Here is a 15024-nt window from a genome sequence, read left to right as displayed (position 1 = left end):
CGAGGGAGAGAGGGCACCCGGTGCCCTCTCGGGGAGGCCGCTCAGCCGCCCGAAGTGTCCAGTTCCGCGTCCGCGCCGACGCCCGCGCAGTCGTACGGGTCCTTGAGCCAGCCGTCCGGGAGCACCACCCGGTTGTTGCCCGAGGTGCGGCCGCGCGGACCGTCGGCGCCGTCCGGCCACGGCTGGTCCAGCTCCAGCTCCTGGAGCTGCGAGCCGAGCTCCTCCAGCGACGAGGTGACCGCCAGCTTCTTGCGCATCTCGGAACCGACCGCGAAGCCCTTCAGGTACCAGGCCACGTGCTTGCGGAAGTCGATCACGCCGCGGGACTCGTCACCGATCCACTCCCCCAGCAGCGTCGCGTGCCGCAGCATGACGTCCGCGACCGTGCGCAGGGAGGGCGCCTGCCGGGTCTCCGTGCCCTCGAACGCGCTCACCAGGTCGCCGAAGAGCCAGGGGCGGCCCAGGCAGCCGCGGCCCACGACCACGCCGTCGCAGCCGGTCTCGCGCATCATCCGCAGGGCGTCGTCGGCGCACCAGATGTCGCCGTTGCCGAGGACGGGGATCTCCGGGACGTGTTCCTTGAGCCGGGCGATGGCGTCCCAGTCGGCGGTCCCGCCGTAGTGCTGCGCCGTCGTCCTGCCGTGCAGGGCGACGGCCGTGACGCCCTCCTCGACGGCGATCCGGCCGGCGTCGAGGAAGGTGAGGTGGTCGTCGTCGATGCCCTTGCGCATCTTGATGGTGACCGGCAGGTCACCGGCCTGCGAGACGGCCTGCTTGAGGATCGCGCGCAGCAGCGGCCGCTTGTACGGGAGCGCCGAGCCGCCGCCCTTGCGGGTGACCTTGGGGACCGGGCAGCCGAAGTTCAGGTCGATGTGGTCGGCGAGGTTCTCGTCGACGATCATGCGGACGGCCTTGCCGACCGTGACCGGGTCCACGCCGTACAGCTGGATCGAGCGCGGGGTCTCGCTCGCGTCGAAGTGGATGAGCTGCATGGTCTTCTCGTTGCGCTCGACCAGGGCCCGCGTGGTGATCATCTCGCTGACGAACAGCCCCTTGCCGCCCGAGAACTCCCGGCACAGGGTGCGGAAGGGTGCGTTGGTGATGCCTGCCATGGGGGCCAGGACCACCGGCGGCTGCACGGTGTGCGGGCCGATACGGAGCAGCGGGGGCGCGGGGGCGAGCGTGGTCATTCCCCCATTGTCGCGTACGCGGGGAACTGCTCGGCCGGCCGGCCGCGGGCGGCCGCGGGACCGGGCGGCGGCTCGCCGGGGCGACGGATACATGCCCCGGCCGCCGGGCCCCGCCCGTAGCGTGAGGGGGCCCGTACCGAGATCACGAACGAGGGAGACGAACATCATGAACTCCAGTCGGTCCTTAGGCCGGACGCCCGCGACACCTCCTGCCGCCGGGTCCTCCTCCGCGCCCCCCAGCCGCCGGGCCCTGCTCTCGCTGGGCGGGGCGGGCGCCGCCGGCGCGCTGCTCGTCGCCGCCGCGGGCCCCTCCCGGGCCGCCGCGCGCCCGGCCGGCTCCGGGAGCGTCACGGCCAGGCTGCGTGAGCTGGAGCGGGCGCACGGCGCCCGGGTCGGCGCCTTCGCCTACAACGTGGCCACCGGGGTCGCCGTCCGGCACCGGGCCGACGAGCGCTTCCCCATGCTCTCCACCTTCAAGACGCTCGCCGCCGCGGCGGTGCTGCGGGATCTGGACCGGAACGGCGAGGTGCTCGGCCGGCTCGTGCGCTACACGAAGGCGGACTGCGTCTCCGACTCCGTGGTCACCGACACCCCGGAATGCATCGCGAGCGGGCTGACCATCGACCAGCTCTGCGAAGCGGCGATCTGCGACAGCGACAACACGGCGGCCAATCTGCTGCTGCGCGAGCTCGGCGGCCCGCACGCCGTCACCCGCTTCAGCCGCTCCATCGGCGACCCGGTGACCCGGCTCGACCGCTGGGAGCCCGTGCTCAATTCGGCCGAACCCTGGCGGCGTACGGACACCACCACCCCGGCCGCCCTCGCGCGCTCCTACGCCCGCCTCGTGCTCGGGAACGCGCTGGAGAGCCACGACCGCGAGCGGCTGACCGGCTGGCTGCTCAACTGCCGGACCAGCGGGACCCGTTTCCGGCTCGGGCTGCCGCCGGAGTGGACGATCGCGGACAAGACCGGCGGCGGCTCGTACGCCAGCTGCAACGACGCGGGCATCGCCTGGACGCCGGACGGGGCACCGGTGGTGCTGGTCGTGCTGACGACCAAGCCGGACGGGGACGCGGACGCGACCGGCGACCATCCGCTGGTGGCCGGGGTCGCGAAGGTACTGGCAGCGGAAGTCGTTAGTTAGCCGTACTATCCATGTATGCCCGAGCTCAGCCACCGACGACGGATGCTCGTACTCGCGATCTGCTGCATCAGCCTCCTGATCGTCAGTCTCGACAACACCGTCCTCAATGTCGCCCTGCCCGCCATGCGTCAGGACCTGGACGCGAGTGTCGCGGGGATGCAGTGGACGATCGACGCGTACACGCTCGTCCTCGCCTCCCTCCTGATGCTCGCGGGGTCCACCGCCGACCGGATCGGGCGGCGCAAGGTCTTCATGGCCGGTCTCGTCCTGTTCACCCTGGGCTCGGCGCTCTGCTCGCTGGCGCCCAGCCTGGAGGCGCTCATCGCGTTCCGGATGGTGCAGGCCGTCGGTGGCTCGATGCTCAACCCGGTGGCGATGTCGATCATCACCAACACCTTCACCGACCCCCGTGAGCGCGCCCGTGCGATCGGCGTGTGGGGCGGCGTCGTCGGCGTCTCGATGGCCGCGGGTCCCGTGGTCGGCGGCGCCCTGGTCGACTCGGTCGGCTGGCGGTCGATCTTCTGGATCAACCTGCCGGTCGGCCTCGCCGCCCTGCTGCTGACCTGGCGGTACGTCCCCGAGTCCCGCGCCCCGAAGGCCCGCCGCCCGGACCCGGTGGGCCAGCTGCTGGTGATCGCGCTGCTGGGCTCGCTGACGTACGCGATCATCGAGGCGCCGCAGAAGGGCTGGACCTCGGCGGAGATCCTGCTCCTCGCCGCGCTCGCGGCGGCCTCGCTCATCGGCCTGCTGATGTACGAACCCCGGCGCACCGATCCACTGATCGACCTGCGGTTCTTCCGCAGCGTCCCGTTCAGCGGGGCCACCGTGATAGCGGTGAGCGCCTTCGCCGCCCTGGGCGGCTTCCTCTTCGTCAACACCCTCTACCTGCAGGACGTACGAGGTCTGAGCGCGCTCGACGCGGGCCTCTACACGCTGCCGATGGCGGTCGTGGTCTGCGTACTGGCGCCCCTGTCGGGCCGGGTCGTCGCCGGCCGCGGGCCGCGCATCCCGCTGCTCGTCGCCGGTGTCGCGATGGCGGTGAGCGGGCTGATGTTCGCGGCGTTCGACGCGGAGACCGGCAACGTGTCGATGTTCACCGCGTATGTGCTGTTCGGCCTGGGCTTCGGCGCGGTGAACGCGCCGATCACCAACACCGCCGTCTCCGGGATGCCGCGCTCCCAGGCGGGTGTGGCCGCCGCGGTCGCCTCGACCAGCCGCCAGATCGGGCAGACGCTGGGCGTCGCGGTGATCGGGGCGGTCCTCGCGGCGGGAGTGGCCGGCGCGGGCTCCTCGTACGGCGGCGGACCGGCCTCCGACTTCGTGTCGGCGAGCAGGCCCGCCTGGTGGATCATCACCGGCTGCGGGGTGTGCGTCCTGCTGGTCGGCGCGCTGAGCAGCGGACGCTGGGCCAGGGAGACCGCCCGCCGGACCGCGGAACGGCTGGAGGGGTCCGAGGAGGCCTCCTCGCCGTCCGCTGCCGGGGCGTCCGCGGGTCAGTCCTCGTCGGCGAGCACCAGGGCCTGAAGGCGCTCCAGGCGCTCGCGGGTCTCCTCGTCGCGCGGTGCGTAGGTGACAAGCCGCGGTCCCGCCGCAGGCCCCAGCCAGAGGTCGGTGGTCTCCAGGCGCAGCAGTCCGACGTGGGCGTTGCGGAAGACCTTGGACCGGGCGCCCGTCCCCACGACCTCGTGCCGCGCCCAGACCTCCCGGAACTCCGGGGACGCCGTCTCCAGCCGCTTGAGCAGCGCCTTCCAGGCGGGCTCGGCGAGGTGTTCGGCCATTGAGGCCCGGAACTTGGCGGTGAGGAGCCGGGTCACCTCGGCGACGTCCATGACCGAGGAGCGCCATTCCTCGTTCGTGTAGCAGAGCAGCATGATGTTGCGGTCCTCGGGAGCCACCGCGTCCATGTCGCAGAGCAGCCGGCCGTAGGTGCGGTTGTGGGCGAGGACGTCGTAGCGGCTGTTCTGCACGCAGGCCGGGATCGGCTCAAGCTGCGTCAGCATGGTGCGCAGGGCCGGGGTGATGCTCGGGCACTCCGTGCCGGGCGCCGGGTCGATGGCGGCCGCCAGGGAGAACAGGTGGGTGCGCTCGCTGCGGTCCAGGAGGAGGGCGCGGGCGAGCGCGTCGAGCACCTGGGGCGAGACCTGGATGTCACGGGCCTGTTCGAGCCAGGTGTACCAGGTGACGCCGACGGCGGAGAGCTGGGCGACCTCCTCGCGGCGCAGCCCCGGGGTCCGCCTGCGACGGCCGCGCACCAGCCCCACCTGCTCGGGGGTGATCCGCTCCCGGCGGCTGCGCAGGAAGTCCGCGAGCTCGTGACGCCGGACCTCGGTCCCGGAGGCGTCCGGGGCATCCGTCCCGCCGGCCCCCTCGGTCCGTGGGATCCGCGGCGTTTCGATGCTGCTCCGCGCTGCCGTCACCATCGTCGTCATGCCTCCAGGGTGCGGGACCGTCCGATGCCATGCCAGGTGCTACTTGTACCAGGATAAGGACACTCTGGTACCAGGCTGCGGGAAGAGCGATCGTCGATGTCGTGAGTGAATCCTCTGTACGCCCGAAGACATCCGCCGCCACCGCCCCGGTGGTGCGGCACGACCACCCGGCGCCGGTGCTCGGCGCGCTGGGTCTGTTCACCGTGCTGCTGGGCGCCGCCCTTCCGCTGATCGACTTCTTCATCGTCAACGTCGCCCTGCCCACCATCGACCACGACCTCGCGGCGGGCCCCGCCCTGCTGGAACTGGTCGTCGCGGGCTACGGCCTCTCCTACGCCGTCCTGCTCGTCCTCGGCGGCCGGCTCGGCGACATGGCCGGCCGGCGCCGGCTCTTCCTGCTGGGCATCGCCGCGTTCGGGCTCACCTCCCTGGCCTGCGGACTGGCGCCCGACGCCTGGACGCTGGTCGGGGCACGCGTGGCCCAGGGCGCGTCGGCGGCCCTGATGCTGCCGCAGGTGCTCGCCACCATCCAGGCCGCCACCTCGGGACACCGACGGGCCAGGGCGATGAGCCTGTACGGGGCCACGGCCGGTCTCTCCATGGTCGCGGGCCAGATCCTGGGCGGGGTCCTGGTCGCCGCCGCACCGCTGTCGTCGGTGTTCGGCGAGAGCGCGGGCTGGCGCTCGGTGTTCCTGGTCAACGTCCCGGTGGCGGCCGTCGGACTGGTCCTGGCGGCCCGTGCGGTGCCGGAGACCCGTTCGGAGCGGCCGGCGCCCGTCGACGTACCGGGCACGCTGCTGCTCGCCGCGTCGCTCGTGACCCTGCTGGCCCCGCTCACCGAGGGGCGGGCGGCGGGCTGGCCGCTGTGGACGTGGGTGTCGCTGGCGCTGTTCCCGTTCGCCGCGGCCGCGTTCTACCGGGTGGAGCGGCGGGCGGACCGGCGCGGACTGATCCCGCTGATCCCGCCGAGCCTGCTGCGGCTGGACTCGCTGCGGCGCGGGCTGGCGCTGGTGGTGCCGTTCTCGATCGGCTTCGGCGGCTTCATGTTCGTCATCGCGGTGGCGCTCCAGCAGGGGCTGAAGCTGGGCCCGGCGGCGTCGGGCCTGTCGATGGCCCCGATGGCGGTGGCCTTCTTCGCGGCCTCGCTGGCCGGTCCGCGGCTGGTGCGGCGCTTCGGCAGCCGGGTGGTGACGGCGGGCGGCCTGATCCAGGCGGCCGGCATCGTCGTGCTCGCCCTCACGGTGTGGCACGGCTGGTCGGGCCTGGGGCTGCCGGGCCTGATCCCGGGGATGGCGATCGCCGGCCTGGGTCAGGGGCTGCAGCTGCCCGTCCTGTTCCGCATCGTCCTGTCCGACGTACCGCCGGAGCGCGCCGGGGTGGGCGGCGGGGTCATGACGACGACCCAGCAGGCGGCGCTGGCCCTGGGCGTGGCGACGCTCGGCTCGCTGTTCCTGGCCCTGGCACCGGGCTCGGGCATGCGGGACGCGCTGATCGTGACGCTGCTGGTGCAGCTGGCGGCGGTGGCGCTGACGACCCTGCTGAGCCTGCGGCTGCCGCGCACGGTGGGGTGAGGCGCGCGGCGTCGGGGCGTCGGGGCGTCGGGGCGTCAGCCATCGGGCTTCGGAACGGGCGTGGGCCCGGAACACCTGGGGTGTTCCGGGCCCACGGTCGTGCGGGTCGCGCGGGGTGCTGCGGGTGGTGCGAGGCGTTGCTCAGCTCTGCGCCGGGGCGTCCTGCTCCGGGGCAGCCGTGGCGTCCGCGGCATCTGCGGCGTCCGACGCCTCGGTGCCGGTGGCACGCTCGCGCATCTTGCGCAGCAGCTCCTGCTTCTGCTCGGCGGCCGACTTGCGGTCGGTGTCGCGTCCGGCGGGGGCACCCTGCTGTTCGGCGCGGGTCAGCTTCCTGCGCTGTCCGCCGACGCCGAGAAGGTTGTTACGGCTCTTGGCCACGTGGTTCTCCCATTCGTGGTGAAAGTGAGGTCTGGACAGACCTGGGATCGATCCGATGGGCGACGGGTGGTGGGACCCGCCGCGCTCTCACTCGTAGATCTGGAAGAACGAAGACATGCGGCAAACCGTACCCCGCCCCGAGCGGCCCGAGCACCGGGTTTTCGGACCGGCGGGGTCACCCTGCCGGGGGAACATGGACTGACAGATATTGAGATCTGTCATCTCACATGTCATGGTCGATGTACGACGCGGAGCAGCAGCTCGCTCCACCGCTCCTCGTCCGATGACGCGTTGTTCCGTGTTTCGTGCTCCCTGCCACCTTCCGAACCCGTCCGCCTGCCAGTCCCCTCCGCCTTCCGATCCCGTCCGCCTTCCCGATCCCTTCCACCCGCCCTTTCCGGCCTGTCCGCCGTGTCCACCCACCGGGAGTTCCCCATGACCGCCCTCCACACCCGCACCCTCGGCTCCACCGGCCCGCAGGTCTCCGCGCTCGGCCTCGGCTGCATGGGCATGTCCGCGCTGTACGGCGAGAGCGACCGCTCCGAGTCGATCGCCACCATCCACGCCGCGCTCGACGCGGGCATCACCCTGCTGGACACCGGCGACTTCTACGGCATGGGCCACAACGAGCTGCTGATCAACGAGGCCCTGCGCACCGCGCCCGCCGCCGCCCGCGAACAGGCGCTGACCAGCGTGAAGTTCGGCGCGCTGCGGACCGTCGAAGGCGGCTTCACCGGCTACGACGGCCGCCCGGCGGCGGTGAAGAACTTCGCGGCCTACTCGCTCCAGCGGCTGGGCCTCGACCACATCGACATCTACCGGATCGCCCGGATCGACCCCGACGTCCCGATCGAGGAGACCGTCGGCGCCATCGCGGAACTGGTCGAGGCGGGACACGTCCGCCACATCGGCCTCTCCGAGGTCGGCGCGGAGACGATCCGCCGGGCGGCCGCCGTCGCACCGGTCTCCGACCTCCAGATCGAGTACTCGCTGATCTCCCGGTCCATCGAGGCGGAGATCCTGCCCGCCTGCCGCGAGCTCGGTATCGGCGTCACGGCCTACGGGGTGCTCTCGCGGGGTCTGATCAGCGGCCACTTCTCCCGCGACCGCCAACTGGCACCGGGCGACTTCCGGTCCATGAGCCCGCGCTTCCAGGAGGAGAACCTCCAGCACAACCTCGACCTCGTCGAGGCGCTGCGCAAGATCTCCGAGCAGAAGGGAGCCACGGTCGCGCAGACCGCCATCGCCTGGGTCCTCGCCCGGGGCACGGACATCGTGCCGCTGGTCGGCGCCCGCCGCCGCGACCGGCTCACCGAGGCCCTCGGCGCACTGGACGTCCGGCTGGACACGGCCGATCTCGCGGCGATCGAGGAGGCCGTCCCGGCCGGCGCGGCCGCGGGCAACCGCTACCCGGACAGCCAGATGGCCCACCTGGACAGCGAGCGCTGAGCTCCGGGTACGGTCGGCGGGGCGCGGGCCCGCCCGCCTGCCGCCCGGACCCCTCTCCGGGACCCCCTCGATCTCCGAGGGTCCCCGGGGATCCCCGGGCCAGACCCGCCCCGCTCTGCCCCGGACCGGGCCCGCCCCGGCCCGTTCCCGCCCGACGCTCTCGAGAGGCAGCCCACCCGCCATGACGCCGCCGCCGACCGACCCGCTGACCCCCGAGCGCATCCTCGAAGCCACCGAGGACGTGCTGCGTCGCTACGGGCCCGCGAAGGCGACCGTGGTCGATGTGGCCAGGGCGCTCGGCGTCAGCCACGGCAGCGTCTACCGCCACTTCCGCACCAAGGCCGCCCTGCGCGAGGCCGTGACCGGCCGCTGGCTGACCCGCACGGAGCAGGAGCTCACCGAGATCCTGCACGCCTCCGCCCAGACCTCGCCGGCGAAGCTCCGGCAGTGGCTGGAGACGCTGTTCGAGGCCAAGCGGCACAAGGCGGGAGGCGATCCCGAGCTGTTCGCCACGTACGAGGTGCTGGTGGGCGAGAGCTCCATCGTCGAGGCCCACATCCGCGAACTGGTGGGCCAGTTGCGGGAGATCATCGAAGAAGGCGTCCAGGAAGGAGAGTTCGCCGTGGACGACCCCGCGGCGGCCGCCCAGGCGGTCTTCGACGCGACGGCACGCTTCCACGACCCGGCGTACGCCGCGGAGTGGCGGAAGCCCGCCATCGTCGCCGAGTTCACCGCCGTCTCGGACCTGTTGCTGCGCGGCCTGCGGGCCTGAGGTCCGGGCGCACCCCCCAGGGGCGGGACTTACGTCGCCGTCGGGTCGACCGTCGCCTGGTGGGCGTCGGCGAGATGTTCCTCGGCCTTGAGCCAGGGAAGGAACTGCACCGCCTTGCGCCAGTCGCAGGTCGCGCAGCTCAACTGCCTCTGGACTCCCGACTTCTTGACGTGAACGACGTGTTCACGGCCGTGCTGGTCCCATCTGCTGACCTTGCTCGTGGTGATGGACGGCATCCGAGCCTCCTCAGGGCGAGTGTGCCCAGTGTGCACGAGGCCCCCGGTTCCGTAAGGAGAACCGGGGGCCTCGTGTGCAGCGGATGCGGCGCGCCGGCGGGTACCGGCGGCGCCGGCTCAGCGGCTGGGACGGGTCAGCAGCCGAGCAGGCGGGCGCCGAGGTACGCCTGGATCTGGTCCAGCGAGACGCGCTCCTGCTTCATGGTGTCGCGCTCGCGCACGGTCACCGCGTTGTCGTCGAGGGTGTCGAAGTCGACGGTGACGCAGAACGGCGTACCGATCTCGTCCTGGCGACGGTAGCGGCGGCCGATGGCGCCCGCGTCGTCGAACTCGATGTTCCAGTTCTGCCGCAGGTCGGCCGCGAGGCCCTTGGCCTTCGGCGAGAGCTGCGGGTTGCGGGACAGCGGCAGGACCGCGACCTTGACCGGCGCCAGGCGCGGGTCGAGGCGCATCACGGTGCGCTTCTCCATGACGCCCTTGGCGTTGGGCGCCTCGTCCTCGATGTAGGCGTCCAGCAGGAAGGCCAGCATGGAGCGGCCGACACCGGCCGCCGGCTCGATGACGTAGGGGGTCCAGCGCTCGCCGGCCTCCTGGTCGTAGAACTGGAGGTCGGTGCCCGAGGCCTTGGAGTGCGCCTTCAGGTCGTAGTCCGTGCGGTTGGCGACGCCCTCCAGCTCGCCCCACTCGCTGCCGCCGAAGCGGAAGCGGTACTCGATGTCAGCGGTGCGCTTGGAGTAGTGGGAGAGCTTCTCCGCGGGGTGCTCGAACCACCGCATGTTCTCCTCGCGCAGGCCGAGACCGGTGTACCAGTTCCAGCGCTGCTCCATCCAGTACTCCTGCCACTGCTCGTCCTCGCCCGGCTTGACGAAGAACTCCATCTCCATCTGCTCGAACTCGCGCGTGCGGAAGATGAAGTTGCCCGGAGTGATCTCGTTCCGGAAGGACTTGCCCATCTGGGCGATGCCGAACGGCGGCTTCTTGCGCGAAGCGGTCTGCACCTGGGCGAAGTTGGTGAAGATGCCCTGAGCGGTCTCGGGGCGCAGGTAGGCGACCGAACCGGAGTCCTGGGTCGGGCCGAGGTGCGTGGAGAGCAGGCCGGAGAACTGCTTGGGCTCGGTGAAGGTGCCCTTGTTGCCGCAGTTGGGGCAGTTGAGGTCGGCGAGGCCGTTGACCGGCGGCTTGCCGTGCTTCTCCTCGTACGCCTCCTCCAGGTGGTCCGCGCGGTAGCGCTTGTGACAGGAGGTGCACTCGGTCAGCGGGTCGGAGAACGTGGCGACGTGACCGGAGGCCACCCACACCTCGGGGGCCAGGATGACCGACGAGTCGAGTCCGACCACGTCCTCGCGCGAAGTGACCATGTAGCGCCACCACTGACGCTTGAGGTTCTCCTTGAGCTCAACGCCCAGCGGTCCGTAGTCCCAGGCGGCCTTCTGACCACCGTAGATCTCGCTACAGGGGAAAACGAAGCCACGGCGCTTGCTCAGGCTGACGATGGAGTCGATCTTGTCGGCGGCCACGGTGCTCTCTTCATTACGACGACGGAACTGGACAGGGGGCGGCGCGCGCGCCTCGATGGGGGGTGGTGGTCGGGAGACGGGCGGGCGAAGTCCTCAGATTACCGGCGGGCACGCCCCTTCGATCAAATCGGTATCGGAGTAGTCCGCCGGTCCGCGTGTGCGAGGTCATCTCATCGGCCTTGTTGACAATCGTTTCCACTTTTGTTGAAAATGACTGTCATGAACGTACGCCGCCTCATACCCACCGCAGCCGTCGCCGGAGCCGTCGCCCTCGGCCTCACCACCCTGTCCGCCTGCTCCACGTCCGACGCGGCCGACCGGAAGAACGGTGACAAGCTGAACGTGGTGGCGTCGTTCTACCCCATGCAGTTCCTGGCCGAGCAGATAGGCGGGAGCCACGTCTCCGTCTCCACGCTGACCAAGCCGGGTGTGGAGCCCCACGACCTGGAGCTGAGCCCGCGCGAGGTCGGCGGCCTGAGCGACGCGGACTACATCCTCTACCTCAAGGGCCTCCAGCCCGCCGTCGACGACGCGATCAAGCTCTCCGAGTCCAAGCACTCCGTCGACGCCGCGGAGCTCACCACGCTGGAGGACCACGGCGCCGAGGTCGGCGGCGAGGAGCACGCACACGAGCACGAGGGCGAGGAGCCCGGCGCCGACCCGCACATCTGGCTCGACCCGGTGAAGTACGCCCAGGTCGCCAAGGGGGTCGGGAAGTCGCTGGAGAAGACCGACCCGGACCACGCCGCGGACTACCGCAAGAACACCGCCGCCCTGGTCACCAGGCTCGACGCGCTCGACACCGCGTACGAGAAGGGGCTGAAGACCACCGCGACCAGGACGTTCATCACCACCCACTCCGCCTTCGGGTACCTCGCCGAGCGCTACGGCCTCACCCAGGAGGGCATCGCCGGCATCGACCCCGAGGCCGAGCCCAGCCCGGCCCGCATCAGCGCCCTGCACGCGATCGCCCAGGAGAAGAAGGTCACCACCGTCTTCTTCGAGACGCTCGCCAGCGACAAGACGGCGAAGACGGTCGCCCGGGACACCGGACTGAGGACGGACGTCCTGGACCCGCTGGAGGGAATCACCGGCAAGTCCAAGGGCGCTGACTACATCGAGGTCATGGAGTCCAACCTCGCCGCCCTCCAGAAGGCGCTCGGCGCGAAGTGAGCACCCCCGGCGCCTCCACGGACCCCGCAGACCCGCCAGACCCCGCAGACCCCGCAGACCCGAACCGCACGGCAGCACCGGAGGCGCTCATGCCCGAGCCCCAGAGCACCACACCGAGCACCACGCCCGAACCCGTGATCGTCGTGCGCGACGCCACGGCCACCCTCGGCGCACGCCCCGTACTGCGCGGTGTCGACCTGACCGTGCGCCGCGGTGAGGTCGTCGCCCTGCTCGGTGCCAACGGTTCCGGCAAGTCGACCGCCGTCCGCTCGGTCATCGGCCAGGTCCCGCTCACCGGCGGCACCGTCGAGCTCTTCGGCACCCCCCTGCGCCGCTTCCGCGACTGGGCCCGGGTCGGTTACGTACCGCAGCGCACCACCGCGGCCGGCGGAGTGCCCGCCACGATCCGTGAGGTCGTCTCCTCCGGGCGGCTGTCCCGCACCCGGCTCGGCCTGCCCCGCAAGGCCGACCGGGCCGCCGTGGACCGCGCCATCGCGCTCGTCGGCCTCGCCGACCGCGCCAGGGACTCGGTGGACGCCCTCTCCGGCGGTCAGCACCAGCGCGTGCTGATCGCCCGCGCGCTCGCCGCCGAACCCGAACTGCTGATCATGGACGAGCCGATGGCCGGGGTCGACCTGGCCAGCCAGGAGATCCTCGCCGAGACCCTGCGCGAACAGGTCGCGGCCGGCACCACCGTGCTCCTCGTCCTGCACGAGCTCGGCCCGCTGGAGCCCCTGATCGACCGGGCGATCGTGCTGCGCGACGGCTGCGTCATGCACGACGGACCGCCTCCGAAGGCACTCGGACAGCACGCGCTGCCCGGCCACGACCACGTACACCCCCACGCGGCCTCCGAGCCCGTCCGGACGGGACTGCTGAGCTGACCATGGAATTCCTCACCCCTCCCTTCATGCAGCGGGCCCTGATCGCCGCCGTCCTGGTCGGCGTCATCGCCCCCGCCGTCGGCATCTACCTGGTGCAGCGCCGGCAGGCCCTGATGGGCGACGGCATCGGCCACATCGCGATGACCGGCGTCGGCCTCGGCTTCCTGCTCTCCACCAGCCCCGTCTGGATGGCCACCGCCGTCGCCGTCGTGGGCGCGGTCACCATGGAGCTGATCCGCTGGTACGGCCGCACCCGCGGTGACATCGCGCTGGCGATGCTCTTCTACGGCGGCATGGCGGGCGGTGTCCTGCTGATCAACCTCTCCGACACCGGCTCCAACGCCAACCTCACCTCGTACCTCTTCGGCTCGCTGTCCACGGTCTCCTCCGAGGACATCACCGCGATCGCGCTGCTGGCGGCGTTCGTGCTGCTGGTGACGGTGGGGCTGCGCAGGCAGCTGTTCGCCGTCAGCCAGGACGAGGAGTTCGCCCGGGTCACCGGGCTGCCGGTGCGCGTGCTCAACCTGCTGATCGCGGTCACCGCCGCGGTGACCGTCACCGTCGCGATGCGGGTCGTCGGGCTGCTGCTGGTCAGCGCCCTGATGGTGGTCCCGGTCGCCGCCGCGCAGCAGATCACCCGCTCGTTCAAGGTCACGTTCGTGCTCTCGGTCGTCACCGGGGTCGCGGTGACGCTGGCCGGCACCATCACGTCGTACTACCAGGACGTCCCGCCCGGCGCGACGATCGTGCTGCTCGCCATCGGGGTGTTCATCGCCCTGACGCTGCTCGCCGCCCCGCTGGCCAGGAGCCGTGCCCGCAGGCGCGAGACGACGGACGACCGGTGCACCCTTGAGGTACCGGCCACCCGCCCGGCGGCGGACGACGTCCGCGTCTGACCGGGCGAGCGGTGCGGACTGGCACAATGGCCCGACATACGTACGGGCGACACGAGGAGGCTGCTGTGGCGACGGCGCCGATCAGTGGAACGAACGCGGCCCCGGTCCGCGGCCGGTCGACCCGCCAGCGGGCGGCCGTGGCCGCGGCGCTCGACGAGGTGGACGAGTTCCGCAGCGCCCAGGAGCTGCACGACGTGCTCAAGCACCGCGGTGACTCGGTCGGGCTGACCACGGTCTACCGCACCCTGCAGTCCCTCGCGGACGCGGGCGAGGTCGATGTGCTGCGCACCACCGAGGGCGAGTCCGTCTACCGGCGGTGTTCGACCGGTGACCACCACCACCATCTGGTGTGCCGGATGTGCGGCAAGGCCGTCGAGGTCGAGGGCCCGGCGGTGGAGACGTGGGCGGAGACCATCGCGGCGCAGCACGGTTTCGTGAACGTGGCGCACACGGTGGAGGTCTTCGGTACGTGCGCGGAGTGCGCGAGCCCGCAGGAGTGAACCGGCCGGGCCGGCGGGGGTCCGCCCCCGCCGGCCCGGCCGCTGCTCAGTTTCCGGCGGCCGCCGCTTCCTCGGCCCCGCCGAACCGCCGGTCGCGCTGGGCGAACTCCAGACAGGCGCGCCACAGGTCGCGGCGGTCGAAGTCCGGCCACAGCACGTCCTGGAAGACCATCTCGGCGTACGCGCTCTGCCAGATCAGGTAGTTCGAGGTGCGCTGTTCGCCGCTGGGGCGCACGAAGAGGTCGACGTCCGGCATGTCCGGGTAGTAGATGTACTTCGCGAACGTCTTCTCGTTGACCTTCGACGGGTCGAGCCTGCCGGCCGCGACGTCCTGGGCGATCCGCTGCGCCGCGTCCGCGATCTCGGCCCGGCCGCCGTAGTTGACGCAGAAGTACAGCGTCATCTTGTCGTTGTCCTTGGTCTGCTCCTGGGCGACCTGGAGCTCCTGGACGACGGACTTCCACAGCTTCGGCATGCGGCCGACCCAGCGGATCCGGATGCCGAGTTCGTCCATCTCGTCGCGGCGGCGGCGGATGACGTCGCGGTTGAAGTTCATGAGGAACTTCACCTCGTCCGGGGACCGCTTCCAGTTCTCGGTGGAGAACGCGTACAGCGAGAGGTTCTTGACGCCCATCTCGATGCAGCCCTTGAGCACGTCCATGACGACGGCCTCGCCGACCTTGTGGCCCTCGGTGCGCGGCAGGCCGCGCTCCTTGGCCCAGCGGCCGTTGCCGTCCATCACCACGGCGACGTGCTTGGGCACCAGCTCACCGGGGATCTTCGGAGGCACCGCACCGGACGGGTGCGGCTCCGGGGTCTTGTGGTCGCGCCGGTTACGGCCGCCGAGGATTCCGCGTACTGCCATGAGCTCTTCAGTCTCCCTGT

Annotated in this window: 15 protein-coding genes; 9 read left to right on the top strand and 6 right to left on the bottom strand. The window is 71.5% G+C overall.

Features of this window, described 5'->3' with window-relative positions; translation table 11 throughout:
- Positions 1-41: 41 nt before the first annotated feature.
- Positions 42-1190, bottom strand: a complete 1149-nt coding sequence (dusB, locus tag OG521_26945; GenBank protein WUW24209.1) for a tRNA dihydrouridine synthase DusB — start codon at positions 1188-1190, stop codon at positions 42-44.
- Positions 1191-1356: 166 nt separating this feature from the next.
- Here dusB and bla point away from each other — a divergent pair, with 166 nt between their 5' ends.
- On the top strand, positions 1357-2334 hold the full coding sequence (gene bla, locus OG521_26940) for a class A beta-lactamase (protein WUW24208.1): 978 nt from the start codon (positions 1357-1359) through the stop codon (positions 2332-2334).
- Positions 2335-2349: 15 nt separating this feature from the next.
- A complete protein-coding gene (locus OG521_26935; protein ID WUW24207.1) occupies positions 2350-3858 on the top strand; it encodes an MFS transporter in 1509 nt (502 codons plus the stop codon).
- Here OG521_26935 and OG521_26930 read toward each other — a convergent pair.
- Positions 3828-4763 carry a helix-turn-helix domain-containing protein gene (locus OG521_26930; protein ID WUW24206.1) on the bottom strand — a complete coding sequence of 312 codons (936 nt, stop codon included), beginning with the start codon at positions 4761-4763 and terminating at the stop codon, positions 3828-3830. The two genes, OG521_26935 and OG521_26930, sit on opposite strands and share 31 nt — an antisense overlap.
- 101 nt (positions 4764-4864) lie before the next feature.
- On the opposite strand from OG521_26930, the gene OG521_26925 reads away from it, so the two are divergent.
- A complete protein-coding gene (locus OG521_26925; GenBank protein WUW24205.1) occupies positions 4865-6334 on the top strand; it encodes an MFS transporter in 1470 nt (489 codons plus the stop codon).
- 141 nt (positions 6335-6475) lie between these two features.
- Here OG521_26925 and OG521_26920 read toward each other — a convergent pair whose 3' ends face one another.
- Positions 6476-6712, bottom strand: a complete 237-nt coding sequence (locus tag OG521_26920; GenBank protein ID WUW24204.1) for a DUF6243 family protein — start codon at positions 6710-6712, stop codon at positions 6476-6478.
- A gap of 435 nt (positions 6713-7147) precedes the next feature.
- Here OG521_26920 and OG521_26915 point away from each other — a divergent pair, with 435 nt between their 5' ends.
- A complete protein-coding gene (locus OG521_26915) occupies positions 7148-8161 on the top strand; it encodes an aldo/keto reductase (protein ID WUW24203.1) in 1014 nt (337 codons plus the stop codon).
- A 181-nt stretch (positions 8162-8342) separates the two neighbouring features.
- Positions 8343-8933 (top strand): TetR family transcriptional regulator, encoded by a 591-nt coding sequence (locus OG521_26910; GenBank protein ID WUW24202.1) that lies wholly within the window; start codon positions 8343-8345, stop codon positions 8931-8933.
- A gap of 29 nt (positions 8934-8962) precedes the next feature.
- On the opposite strand, the gene OG521_26905 is transcribed toward OG521_26910, so the two are convergent.
- Both OG521_26905 and OG521_26900 read right to left on the bottom strand, forming a co-directional pair.
- A complete protein-coding gene (locus OG521_26905) occupies positions 8963-9169 on the bottom strand; it encodes a hypothetical protein (protein ID WUW24201.1) in 207 nt (68 codons plus the stop codon).
- A 134-nt stretch (positions 9170-9303) separates the two neighbouring features.
- On the bottom strand, positions 9304-10686 hold the full coding sequence (locus tag OG521_26900; protein ID WUW24200.1) for a glycine--tRNA ligase: 1383 nt from the start codon (positions 10684-10686) through the stop codon (positions 9304-9306).
- Positions 10687-10905: 219 nt separating this feature from the next.
- On the opposite strand from OG521_26900, the gene OG521_26895 reads away from it, so the two are divergent.
- The 4 genes from OG521_26895 (at position 10906) to OG521_26880 (ending at position 14139) form a co-directional block, all read left to right on the top strand.
- Positions 10906-11859, top strand: coding sequence for a metal ABC transporter substrate-binding protein (locus OG521_26895; GenBank protein ID WUW24199.1), 954 nt, complete (start codon positions 10906-10908; stop codon positions 11857-11859).
- Positions 11860-11948: 89 nt separating this feature from the next.
- On the top strand, positions 11949-12743 hold the full coding sequence (locus OG521_26890; GenBank protein WUW24198.1) for a metal ABC transporter ATP-binding protein: 795 nt from the start codon (positions 11949-11951) through the stop codon (positions 12741-12743).
- A gap of 2 nt (positions 12744-12745) precedes the next feature.
- A complete protein-coding gene (locus OG521_26885) occupies positions 12746-13639 on the top strand; it encodes a metal ABC transporter permease (GenBank protein ID WUW24197.1) in 894 nt (297 codons plus the stop codon).
- A 65-nt stretch (positions 13640-13704) separates the two neighbouring features.
- A complete protein-coding gene (locus OG521_26880; protein WUW24196.1) occupies positions 13705-14139 on the top strand; it encodes a transcriptional repressor in 435 nt (144 codons plus the stop codon).
- A gap of 46 nt (positions 14140-14185) precedes the next feature.
- Here OG521_26880 and OG521_26875 read toward each other — a convergent pair whose 3' ends face one another.
- Positions 14186-15004: an isoprenyl transferase gene (locus OG521_26875; GenBank protein ID WUW24195.1), complete on the bottom strand. Its 819-nt coding sequence runs from the start codon at positions 15002-15004 to the stop codon at positions 14186-14188.
- Positions 15005-15024: the final 20 nt, after the last annotated feature.

This window comes from Streptomyces sp. NBC_01463 (assembly GCA_036227345.1).
Lineage (GTDB): Bacteria > Actinomycetota > Actinomycetes > Streptomycetales > Streptomycetaceae > Streptomyces.
The sequence above is the reverse complement of the archived record's forward strand: the minus strand, read 5'-3'. Positions and strand labels throughout refer to the sequence as shown.

What these genes read in the sequence shown, in the direction of transcription:
- OG521_26915 (WUW24203.1), top strand. Translation starts at nt 7,148, where the DNA reads ATGACCGCCCTCCACACCCGCACCCTCGGCTCCACCGGCCCGCAGGTC.
- OG521_26885 (WUW24197.1), top strand. Translation starts at nt 12,746, where the DNA reads ATGGAATTCCTCACCCCTCCCTTCATGCAGCGGGCCCTGATCGCCGCC.
- OG521_26895 (WUW24199.1), top strand. Translation starts at nt 10,906, where the DNA reads ATGAACGTACGCCGCCTCATACCCACCGCAGCCGTCGCCGGAGCCGTC.
- bla (WUW24208.1), top strand. Translation starts at nt 1,357, where the DNA reads ATGAACTCCAGTCGGTCCTTAGGCCGGACGCCCGCGACACCTCCTGCC.
- OG521_26910 (WUW24202.1), top strand. Translation starts at nt 8,343, where the DNA reads ATGACGCCGCCGCCGACCGACCCGCTGACCCCCGAGCGCATCCTCGAA.
- OG521_26930 (WUW24206.1), bottom strand. Translation starts at nt 4,763, where the DNA reads ATGACGACGATGGTGACGGCAGCGCGGAGCAGCATCGAAACGCCGCGG.
- OG521_26875 (WUW24195.1), bottom strand. Translation starts at nt 15,004, where the DNA reads ATGGCAGTACGCGGAATCCTCGGCGGCCGTAACCGGCGCGACCACAAG.
- dusB (WUW24209.1), bottom strand. Translation starts at nt 1,190, where the DNA reads ATGACCACGCTCGCCCCCGCGCCCCCGCTGCTCCGTATCGGCCCGCAC.
- OG521_26935 (WUW24207.1), top strand. Translation starts at nt 2,350, where the DNA reads ATGCCCGAGCTCAGCCACCGACGACGGATGCTCGTACTCGCGATCTGC.
- OG521_26890 (WUW24198.1), top strand. Translation starts at nt 11,949, where the DNA reads ATGCCCGAGCCCCAGAGCACCACACCGAGCACCACGCCCGAACCCGTG.
- OG521_26905 (WUW24201.1), bottom strand. Translation starts at nt 9,169, where the DNA reads ATGCCGTCCATCACCACGAGCAAGGTCAGCAGATGGGACCAGCACGGC.